We start from the raw sequence: 9,660 nt of genomic DNA, 5'->3' as shown, positions 1-9,660 counted from the left end.
TGAGCCCGCACCGCCGCAAGTTCCCCAGCCCTCATACAGCCAGCGAACTACCAGACACCCACCGTGACAAGACCAGCTAACAAAGCACTACTAGGAGCTGTCCGGCCGATCATGTGACTCCCTAGGCTGGTCCTCTTCTGGAAGGGGTGGAGTGACGGAGGTGGCTCGTGAAGCGGCCATTGCGCCGAGATGTGCGGTGTGATGGAAGCGTTGGGCAGAGGGCCTCAAGCCCGTAGCCAGATGACCAGGACGGCCGCGGTCACAGTGCCGAGGAAGACATATCCGCGCTTGTCGTAACGGGTCGCGACGGCGCGGGAGTTCTTCAGCTTGTTGATGGCCCTCTCGACGGTGTTGCGTTTCTTGTACCGCTCCTCGTCGAACCCCGGTGGCCGTCCGCCTCGCGATCCCTTGCGAGATCGCGCCAGTGCACCCCGGTCCGGACCCGGTGCAGAATCCCGTCGATCACCCTCCGGTGATCACGCCACCGCCCGCACCGACCGTTACTCACCGGCAGGAACGGCCGCAACCGTTCCCACTCCGCGTCCGACATACCACGGCGTTCTCCCCGCCCCATACCGGGAAGATCGAGCAGATCAAACGACGGTTACATGACCGGCCCGACAGCTCCGGGGCTCGGGGAACTGCGAGGCCGACCCCGCGGATGGCCGAACACGCGCGTAAGGCCGATCACGGGGTTGGCGTCGCAGTTCCCCGAGCCCCTGATGATGAGACCGTGCCGTAGGCCCGGAGGGTGTCGGCCGGGTCGCCGGGGCGGCCTCGCAGAGTGGCGTCCAGAAAGGCGAGGGTGGCCGCGGCGACAACGCGCGGGCTCCCGGTGCGGCCCAGGGTGCCCACGATCGAGGGCACCGGCGGCAGGTAGAGCGGGCCGTCCATGAAGGTGAGGTGCCCGGCGCCGGGGACGGTGAGCCGGTAGCTCGTCGCGGTGCTGTGCTCGAGGGCCTCGGTGAGCCGGGGCAGGTAGCGCGGGTCGGTGCCGGCGGTGATCTCCTGGGTGAGCGCGAGCGCCGGCTGCTCGAGGGCGGGCGAGGCGGGGCCGTGGGGGTAGCCGTCCAGGTCGACGACGGCGTCGAACCGGCGGTCCTGCCGGGCCGCCTGCAGGGCGGCGGCTCCGCCCAGGGAGTGGCCGGCCACCGCGGCGCGGCCGGTGTCCAGGCGTCCGGTCAACCGGTCGGCGGTCTCACCGCGGTCCAGTCGCTCCAGCTGGGAGAGGACGAAGCCGAGGTCGGCGGCCCGGACGGTGGTCCAGCCGGCGGCCAGCTCCTCATCCCTGTCGCGGTCCCCGCTGGAGGCGGTCGTGGTGCGGATCGTGCGGCCGTCGGCGAGGACGACGACGGCGGAGTCGTACGGGTGGTCGAGGGCGGCGACCAGGTAGCCGTGGCTGGCCAGCTCCTCCGCCCAGGCGGTGTTCTGGGTCCGCACCCCGCCCGACCCCGGGGAGAAGAGGACGACCGGGAACCGTTCTGCCCCGCCGGCCACCGGGGCGTCGACGACCGCGCGGCTACGGGCCCTCGGGACGCCGTCGACCAGGAAACCGGGCAGGCCGACCCCGCCGGCGAGGGCCTCGGAGACGGTCCGCGCCTCGCCCTCCGTGCGTCCCAGGTACTGGGCCCGAGGGACGCCCGCGGGGCTCTTCTGCGCCGGGTACCAGAGCTGGACCACGACCGTGCGCCGGTCGTCCGGATCGGCGGTGAAGCTCTCGGGGCGGAGCGGGTCGGTCCACTGCACCACCCGGGTGCCGACCGCGAAGGCGCCCGTCGGCTCGGGGAAGACGGGCACGGGGAAGGCCCAGGCGGCTACCGGGCCTGTGGCGATCAGGCCGGCGCAGGCCAGCGATCCCGGCAGGGCCAGCCACCAGCGGGCCCGCCACGCCGGTCGGCCGGCACCGCGCCGCAGCAGGGGCGGGAGGGCGAACGCCGAGGCGACGGCGGCGCCGGCCAGGACCGGCAGCAGCTGCCAGCGGATCCCCACGATGCCCAGCACGATCGCCGACGGTACGAGAACCGCCCCCGCCACGACGGTGACGGGCCGGCGGGCGGCCGGGGGGAGCCAGCGCGCCACCAGCAGCGCGACGGCGCCCAGCAGGAGGAGGACTTCCGGAAGGGACAGGAACAGCCCCGGGATGGTTTCGGTCACCCGGCCATGCTCGGCGCCGGGCCCGCGCCGCCGCATCGGCCCCGGGTCGCCGCCGACTGCGACCGGGGTGGCAACCGGGGCGGGCCGCGGTGCGACCGGAGTGGCAACCGGGCACCCCGGACCGGCGGCCGGCCTGCGACCGCGGGAGGTGGCGGGTCTCCTCCTGTGGTCGTACACCGGCACATTGCGCTCCGACGCCGGGCTCATGTGCGGCGCGGACCCGCCGCCTAGGCTGCGGCTGTACGCGGTGGCGGCCCCGGCCGGGCCGCCACGACGACCGATCGGCGGAGAGGTGTGACGGTGCGCCACCGGGACCGGGTACCACCCCTGGTGTGGGACTCGGTGCTGCCGGCGCTGCTCCTGCTCAACGTCGTGACCACGTACCCGGCCCGGGAGCTGCCGGTGGCGGCGGCGCTCACCGCCGCCCTGGCGCTGCCCCTGGTGTGGCGGCGCCGGGCCCCGCTCGCGGTGTTCGCCGCCGTGGTGGCCGCGGCCTTCGTCCAGTGGCTGGCGGACGTCCAACTGACCGCGGACATCGCCCTGCTGGTGGCCCTGTACACGGCGGCCGCGCACACGGGCCGGCGCGGCACGCTGCTCGCCGCCGCCGTCGTGGAGGGCGGGGCCGTGCTGGCCTGCCTGCGCTGGGTACCGGACGGCGCGTTCCTGACCCCGTTCGTCGCGCTCACCGCGACGGTGGTCGCCGCCGCCGTCCTCGGGGTGAACGTGCGGACCGGCCGGGCCTACCTCGCCGCCGTGCAGGAGCGGGCCGAACGGCTGGCGCTGCACCAGGAGCAGCAGGCGCTGCTGGCCGTCGCCGAGGAGCGGGCCCGGATCACCCGCGAGATGCACGACATCGTCACCCACAACCTGTCCGTCATGGTCGCACTCACCGACGCCGCCGTGTACGCGCAGCACAGGTCCCCGGACCGGGCCACCGCCGCGATGCTGCAGATCTCCGAGACGGGCCGGCAGGCCCTCACCGACATGCGGCGCTCGTTGGGCGTCCTGCGGGCCGACGAGCCGGACGCGGAGCGCCACCCGCTGCCCGGCATCGCCCAGTTGGAGGCGCTCGCCGACCAGATGGCCGTCGCCGGGCTGCCGACCGGCCTGGAGGTCCGCGGCGGCCACGCCCATGTGCCGGCCACCGCGCAACTCACCGTCTACCGCCTGGTGCAGGAAGCGTTGACCAACACCCTCAAGCACACCCCCGCCGGCACCCGCGCGACGGTCCTGGTCGAGTGCTCGGCCGGGAGCGTCGGCGTGGAGGTCACCGACAGCGGCCCCCGGCCGGCGCTTCCCGCCGCCGCACCGTCCGGCCACGGCATCCCCGGCATGCGCGAGCGTGCGGCCGCCTACGGGGGGACGCTGCGGGCCGGACCGCTTCCGGGCGGCGGCTGGGGCGTGCGGACCCGGCTCCTGCTCAACAGCGGCGGGACGGGCGCCGTATGACGATCCGCATCGTGATCGCCGACGACGAGGCGCTGCTCCGGATGGCCTTCGGCATGGTCCTGGAGGCCCAGCCCGACATGGCGCCGGTCGGCGAGGCAGCAGACGGAGCCCAGGCCGTCCGCCTCTCCCGGGAGCTGCGGCCCGACGTCGTACTGATGGACGTCCGGATGCCCGGAACGGACGGGATCGAGGCGACCCGGCAGGTCGTCGAGGTCTCCCCGGGGAGCAAGGTGCTGATCCTGACCACCTTCGACCTGGACGCGTACGCTTTCGCCGCGCTCGGCGCCGGGGCCTCGGGCTTCCTGCTGAAGAACACCCGGCCCGAGGAGCTGCTCACCGCGATCCGCAACGTCGCGGCGGGTGACGCGGTGCTCTCCCCGCGGATCACCCGGCGCCTGCTGGAGGACTTCCGTCCGCACCTGGCCGACGCGGGCACCGCCGTCCGCGACGAGCGGCTGGACCGGCTCAGCGCCCGGGAGCGCGAGGTGCTCGTCGAGGTCGGCCGCGGCCTGTCCAACGCCGAGATCGCGGCCGCCCTGTACCTCGCCGAGGCGACCGTGAAGTCCCATCTGGGGCGGATCCTGCTCAAGCTGGAACTCCGCGACCGGATCCAGGCCGTGGTCTTCGCCCACGAGAACCGCCTGGTACCCCCGGCCTGACGCCGGCCGAGGACTCAGAACAGCGGCCAGTCCACGGCCCGGACCGGGCCGACCACGTCACCATCTCCTCCGGGCACCGTGGCGGCGGTCGGCATCTGAGCCCGACGCCGCCGGGAGGCTGCGGCTGCTGCGCGGGACACGGCCGGGGCCGGTGTACGGGACATCCCGTACACCGGCCCCGGCCGTTCGGCTCAGGACCGACGGCTGCGGCGCGCCCACCAGAAGGCGCCTGCGCCGCCGAGCAGTACGACGGCCGCGACCACGGCCACGGTGACGCCGGTGCTGCTGCCCGTCTCCGCTTCGTTCGCCGTCTGCGCGTCGGGGGACGCTGCCGGTGCGGACGGAGCCGGGGACGACGGCTGGACGGACGGGGCGTTTGCGGTCGCTGTGGACGACGGGCTCGGGGCGATCGGTTTGGCGCCGGGGGCCGCCGGCTTCAACTGGAGCACCGGGGCCGGATTGTCGGCCTTCTGGCCGTTGGCCGGCACCTCGATCCACCGCGAGATCTTCCCGTCGCCGTACGTCTCCAGGGTCTTGAACGGCAGGGACTCGGCGTCGGGCAGCTGGCGCACGGTGATGCTGTATTCGGCGTCGGTGCCGGTCGCGAGCGCCGCGCCGCCGACGCTGTACCCGTCGGGGGTGACCGTCAGCTTCCAGCCCTTGGGTGCGTCCTTGAGGGTCACCGTGTCCGGGGTGATTCCCTGGGGGAGGACGACACGCAGTTCCGTGATGCCCGCGGTGTCCGACTCGGCCTCGGAGGTGAAGGACAACGTGACGTTCTCGGCGAGGGCGCGCGGGTCGGAGGCGGTGACCTCGGCGTGTGCCGCTGCGGGGCCGGCCGCGATGCCCAGGAGCACCAGGGACCCGACGGCTGCGACGCCGAGCCCGCGAAGGTGCAGGCGGTTGTGCGATGTGTGCATGGTGAAGAAACCCTCTCGGTACGCGCAGCGGGCCCCACGGCGCAGCCGTTCAGCCCGCCAGGATCAGGGGAACGTCTCCCGCACTCCCGGCAGGAGGCCCCCGCCGCGTCACCGCGTGGCAGAGCATCGCCGCCGCCGTCGGGCGGACGGCGCGGCGGCCGAGCGGGAGGGCCGCGGTGCGCACGCCGGGGCCGAACCGCGGCTGCCGGCGGAAACCGAAGGCCACGACGGCCGCCGATACCGCCGTCCGGGCCCATCGCCCCATCGTCCCCGGCAGTCGGCTCAATGCCCGGTCCGCGCGGTACATCAGGAGGGCCATCAGACATGCGGCCACGCAGTGGGCCGCCGTCATGGCCAACGGGCCCTGGTGCGCCGCGTACGCGATCTCCGGCATCCCGTGGGTTTCGGAGTGCCGGCGATTCGGCTGCTCGTGCGTGGACAGGGTTCGATGCAGGAGGAGTTGGACGAGGCAGGTGGCCGCGACCACGTACCATCCCGGCCGGCCCGAGCGGGCGGCCGGCCAGGAAGCGGCGTACACGACGGTTGCTCCACCGGCCGCCCGCCGCCAGGACACCGGTTCCTCCGAGGCGAGCTGATGCGCCACGACCGCCAACGACGAGCTGAGCAGGGTGAACACGGCGGCGCGCAGCCACCGTGCCCGCCACCACGCGGGCTGCGGGGCGCACCGCTGCATCGGTCGGGGCTCCGCTCGCCGCCCGGTCACGGCGTGACGCGCAGATCCGTGCTCACGGTGACCTGGTCGATGTCGGTGGTGCGAACCGTGACGTCCAGGTTCCATGTACCGGCCATGGGCAGCCTCAGGTCGTACGTGGCCCAGTAGCCCTTCTGATTCCCGAGCTTGGCGTCGAGCGGGCCGATCCCCTGGTCGCGTTGGGTGAGGGCGAGCCGTAGCTCGGGGACGCTGGAGATGCCGCCGTCCGGGGTGAACACCACCGCTTCCACCGTGTTCTCGCCGACGCGGCCCGGCGCCAGAGTGATCTGGACCGTGCCCCGATGGTTCGCCGTCCCCATGTCGAACGGGACCGTGACCACCTTCACCGCCGGTTCCTGCCCGCCGGATGCCGTGGCGGTCCCGGCGGCGGTGCGGCTCGGCTGCGTACCGGTGAGCAGGGTGGAGAGCACCAGGACGACGGCACCGACGGCCGCCTCGACACCCACGGTGCGGCGCAAGCGGCGCCGGTACGTCTCGGCGTCGAAGACCGGCGGCCCGACGCCGTCGCCCGGCCTGCTCCGAGCAGACGCGGCCTCGTTGCCGCCCGGCCCGGATCCCTCCGGCGAACCCGGCGCGCCGACGGTCTGCGGGACACGCACCGGCTCGAGTTCGAGGACGGCCGGCTCCGTCGCGCTCGGCGACGCTCCGCCCACCAGGCGGGTGGTCCACCGTCGGGAGAGCGCCGCCACGCACACCACCAGGATCACTGCGGCGACCTTGAGGCCGAGTGTCCTCCCGTACGACGTGGTGGAGAGGGCGGCCCAGGAGCCCACCTGCCGCCAGGACTGGTACACCCCGGTGCCGACCAGAACGACCACGGCGGTGAAGGCCAGCGCAGAGAAGCGCGCGATCGCGGAAGCCGGGATCTCACGGCCGTCGGGCCCCCGCTGGCGCAGGACGCTCAGCAGGGTGATCAGACCGCCCAGCCACACAGCCATGGCCACCAAGTGCAGCACGGCGACGGGGATGGCGACGGGCACCTGGACTCCGGCGGATGCGTGCTCCGCGGCAGCCCAGGTGAGTGCCAGGCCCAGGGCGAGGGCCGGTCCGGCGACGAGCCGGAGACGGACACCGAGCCGTCCGGGCGTCTGCCGCAGCCACCCGGCGGCGAGCGCGAGCAGTACGAGCCGAGAGGCCAGGGCGATCCCCGATCTCCCCGTGAGCGTTCGGCCCAGCAGAGACGGGTCGAACGCCGAAGACAAGTGGCCGCCCGCCTCATACGGGCCGCGCAGCAGCAACAGGGCGACCGTCGACGCCGCCAGCGTCGCCCAGCCCGCGACCAACAGCCGGCGCAGCGGACGGATCCCGCTCGCGGCCGGCCAGCAGACGAGGACGAACGCCGCAGCTCCGACGAGCAGCGCCAGGCCGCTGTAGGCGACGTAGCGGAAGAAGCCGTACAGGCGGCTGGCGGCAGTGTGGTCCGGGGAGGCCTTCGCCACCACCGCGGTGGTCTCGGACGGCTTCCCGACGGAGAAGGTGAACGCGCCGGAGATCGGGTGACCGTCGGACGAGACCACCCGCCAGGCCACGGTGTAGGTGCCCTGGGCCAAGTTCCCTTCCAGCGCCACCCGGGCCGTATTCGCGTGGCCGTCCGCATGCTGCGCCGGGCGCGGGTTCACACGGTCATTGGCGGGCGACAGTACGCGCAGGGAACCATCGGGGAAGCTCACCGATTCGGTGAACGTGAGCGTGACCTGCTTCGGCGCTGCGTCGAGGACGGCACCATCCGCAGGGTCGGAGCCGCTCAGCCCGGCATGCGCGAGGGCGGGGCCGGCCCCGCCGAGGATCAGGGCGCACAGGGCGGCGACAAGCGTCAGGACGGCTGCGGACTTCCTCGCGAGGCTCGATCCGCTGGGCATGATCGGCGGCCTCCGGGGCGGTCGTCATCGGCGGCATCGCCGTCCGTGCCGGTCGCTCGGGGCCGCAGTCGGACGGCGTGGCGCGCCTGAGGGTGCAGTGAACTCCGGCAGGTACGGGACCCCTGCCGCAGTGGTGGACGTTAGCCCCGACGGCCACGGGAAAGGACGGGTTGCGCAACTTCCGCTAAAGGCCACCGCCTCGTGCACGGCCGGCGCCTCCCTCCTGTATGGGTTCGGCTTTCGTGCGTCTTTCGTTGACGGCCGAGGGTGCAAAGAAGATGCCGACCTGCGCGGAGACGGAAACAATGCGGAATGTCCCGGAAGCGGATCGGTACCTGGCCTGCCGTGGGAGGGTGTCCTCCCCGCGGTCATGGTCCGAAGGCCCGGTCGGTCGTGCCGTCCGGCGCGGGCGGGCGCGGTTGGCAGGCCGCGCGGGGGCGGCGCTCGTAGCCTGAAGTGGGTGCCCGACTCCTGTCCGGCAGCCCGTGGAGCGGCGGGAGGTTGTCACATGAGCAGGCGTTGGACCGCGCGTCTGGCCCTGGCGGCGGGCCTGGCTGCGCTCGTGGTGCTGGTGGTGTTCGGCGGCCTCGCGAGCCTCCTGCTGATGGCGGTGGGCTGGGCGGGACTGGTCCTCACCGCGGCAGGCGTGTGGTGGATGCTCACCCACACCGGCTGGATCAGGGTGCTCTCCGGGCTGCTGGTGGTCGTCGCACCGCTCGCCGTCCTGCTCCTGTACTCGGCCGCCGGGCTGCTGTGGGTCGTGCTGGCCTCACTCGGCCTGTGGGCGCTGGCCGTCGCCGCGGGCAGCGCCGCTCTTGCCGAGGACACCGCGTCGAGCATGCCGGAGCGCTCCGTCGGCCGGGCCGAGCGGCCCTTCGTGATCATGAATCCGCGCTCGGGCGGCGGAAAGGTCGGCAAGTTCCGCCTGGCGGAGCGGGCCAGGGCCCTGGGTGCCGAGGTCGTCGTGCTGGATCCGGCCCGTCGGCAGGACGTGGCCGAGCTGGCACGGCAGGCCGTCGAGGGCGGGGCCGACCTGCTGGGTGTTGCAGGCGGCGACGGTACGCAGGCCCTGGTCGCCGCCGTGGCCGTGGAGCACGACATTCCGTTCATGGTGATCAGCGCCGGCACGCGCAACCACTTCGCCATGGACCTGGGCCTGGACCGGCAGGATCCCTCCCACTGTCTGGAGGCGCTGACCGACGGCGTCGAACTCCGCGTCGACCTGGGCTTCATCCATGAGGGAGAACCGGCGGACGGGAAGACGGGGCGCGTCTTCGTCAACAGCGCCTCGTTCGGCGTGTACGCGGAAGTCGTGCAGAGTCCGGCCTACCGTGACGACAAGGCCCGCACCATTCTGGAGATGCTGCCGGCTCTGCTGACCCAGGACAGCGGCTCGCGGCTGAGCGTCCGTGCGGACGCGCTGGTCCTGGACGGTCCCCAGGCCGTGCTGGTGAGCAACAACCCTTACCAGAAGGGTGATTCTGCGGGGCTCGGGCGCCGGGAGCGACTGGATTCCGGTGAGCTGGGGGTGCTCGGCGTCGAAGTCTCGAGCGCCGCCGAAGCGGCGGCGCTGCTGCTGCACGGCAGGCAGGGCCGCGGGCTGACCGCCGTCACCGCCCGCGAGGTCGTCGTCGACGCCGACACTCCCGCCATCCCGGTCGGTGTCGACGGCGAGGCCCTGGTGCTGTCCACTCCCGTGCACTGCCGCATCGCGTCCGGCGCCCTGCGCGTGCGCGTGCCGCGACACCGTCCCGGCGTGCCGCGCGCCGCGCCCCCGATGGACTGGCGCCGGGTACGGCGGCTTGCGCTGACCATGGGACGGACCGCGGCAGGACACGGCGCCGCCTGAGCGCCGGCTGTCGGAGCCTTCGGGTGTCTCCCACCCG

The 9,660-nt window shown here is 73.6% G+C and carries 7 protein-coding genes and 2 pseudogenes; 3 read left to right on the top strand and 6 right to left on the bottom strand.

What is annotated here, in order from left to right; translation table 11 throughout:
• Positions 1 to 224: 224 nt before the first annotated feature.
• From ACZ5WG_RS16985 to ACZ5WG_RS16975, 3 genes and pseudogenes are all read right to left on the bottom strand, one after another.
• Positions 225 to 458: pseudogene (locus ACZ5WG_RS16985) on the bottom strand (IS5/IS1182 family transposase); the annotation flags it as partial.
• Positions 459 to 463: 5 nt separating this feature from the next.
• Positions 464 to 550: pseudogene (locus ACZ5WG_RS16980) on the bottom strand (hypothetical protein); the annotation flags it as partial.
• Positions 551 to 687: 137 nt separating this feature from the next.
• Complete coding sequence (locus ACZ5WG_RS16975) at positions 688 to 2,190, bottom strand: alpha/beta hydrolase family protein (protein ID WP_468723883.1); 1,503 nt, start codon at positions 2,188 to 2,190, stop codon at positions 688 to 690.
• Positions 2,191 to 2,448: 258 nt separating this feature from the next.
• Between ACZ5WG_RS16975 and ACZ5WG_RS16970 the strand changes: the two genes are divergently transcribed.
• Positions 2,449 to 3,603 (top strand): sensor histidine kinase, encoded by a 1,155-nt coding sequence (locus ACZ5WG_RS16970; RefSeq protein WP_468723881.1) that lies wholly within the window; start codon positions 2,449 to 2,451, stop codon positions 3,601 to 3,603.
• Complete coding sequence (locus ACZ5WG_RS16965; protein WP_468723879.1) at positions 3,600 to 4,262, top strand: response regulator; 663 nt, start codon at positions 3,600 to 3,602, stop codon at positions 4,260 to 4,262. Before ACZ5WG_RS16970 ends, ACZ5WG_RS16965 begins: the two co-directional genes overlap by 4 nt.
• Before the next feature lie 191 nt (positions 4,263 to 4,453).
• Here ACZ5WG_RS16965 and ACZ5WG_RS16960 read toward each other — a convergent pair whose 3' ends face one another.
• Genes ACZ5WG_RS16960 through ACZ5WG_RS16950 form a run of 3 tightly spaced genes read right to left on the bottom strand, consistent with a single transcriptional unit; the run spans position 4,454 to position 7,774 of the window.
• On the bottom strand, positions 4,454 to 5,182 hold the full coding sequence (locus ACZ5WG_RS16960) for a DUF1775 domain-containing protein (RefSeq protein ID WP_468723877.1): 729 nt from the start codon (positions 5,180 to 5,182) through the stop codon (positions 4,454 to 4,456).
• 49 nt (positions 5,183 to 5,231) lie between these two features.
• Positions 5,232 to 5,876, bottom strand: coding sequence for a hypothetical protein (locus tag ACZ5WG_RS16955; RefSeq protein WP_468723876.1), 645 nt, complete (start codon positions 5,874 to 5,876; stop codon positions 5,232 to 5,234).
• Between the two features lie 26 nt (positions 5,877 to 5,902).
• A complete protein-coding gene (locus ACZ5WG_RS16950) occupies positions 5,903 to 7,774 on the bottom strand; it encodes a copper resistance CopC/CopD family protein (RefSeq protein WP_468723874.1) in 1,872 nt (623 codons plus the stop codon).
• 508 nt (positions 7,775 to 8,282) lie between these two features.
• On the opposite strand from ACZ5WG_RS16950, the gene ACZ5WG_RS16945 reads away from it, so the two are divergent.
• The gene (locus ACZ5WG_RS16945) at positions 8,283 to 9,623 is read left to right on the top strand and encodes a diacylglycerol/lipid kinase family protein (RefSeq protein ID WP_468723872.1); all 1,341 of its coding nucleotides are present in this window, start codon (positions 8,283 to 8,285) and stop codon (positions 9,621 to 9,623) included.
• Positions 9,624 to 9,660 lie beyond the last annotated feature (37 nt).

It is taken from the genome of Streptomyces sp. NPDC032745 (assembly GCF_055579465.1).
This window is presented reverse-complemented; position numbering and strand designations above follow the sequence as displayed.